Here is a 517-nt window from a genome sequence, read left to right as displayed (position 1 = left end):
GGGCTTGATCTGCCGATTGCCGTCGGACTTCTTGCATCCTACGGCATGGTTCCGGAGGCGGCGGTGCAGAGCGCACTGTTCTCGGCGGAACTTTCTCTCGACGGGAACTGCCGTCCGATCAGCGGCATTCTCCCGATGGCGATTACGGCACGGGAACACGGTTTGACGGAGTTCTATGTTGCTCCCTCCAATGCAGATGAGGCACTCCTCATTGATGGACTGAAGGTCTATGCGGTCGAGAATCTGGCGCAGCTTGTGCGTCATTTGACAGGCACGGAGACGCTGACTCCTGTCGTACCAAATCATATCGAAACACAAAAAGACAATGCCTTTACCGATGACTTTGCGGATGTGCAGGGACAGTATCAGGCGAAACGTGCGCTTGAGATTGCAGCAGCGGGAGGGCATAATGTCTTGATGGTCGGTGTACCCGGCTCGGGCAAGACGATGCTGGCGCGTCGCATGAGTTCGATTCTGCCGGAACTGACGAAGGAAGAAGCCATCGAGATCACGAAGA

At 55.9% G+C, this 517-nt stretch carries 1 protein-coding gene; it reads left to right on the top strand.

Translation table 11 applies throughout. The features are described from left to right. Positions 1–517: ATP-binding protein (locus HMPREF1992_RS00020; RefSeq protein ID WP_021683735.1), on the top strand; the 517-nt coding region annotated here is incomplete at both ends.

This window comes from Selenomonas sp. oral taxon 892 str. F0426 (assembly GCF_000468035.1).
Classification (GTDB): Bacteria; Bacillota; Negativicutes; order Selenomonadales; family Selenomonadaceae; genus Centipeda.
The sequence above is the reverse complement of the archived record's forward strand: the minus strand, read 5'-3'. Positions and strand labels throughout refer to the sequence as shown.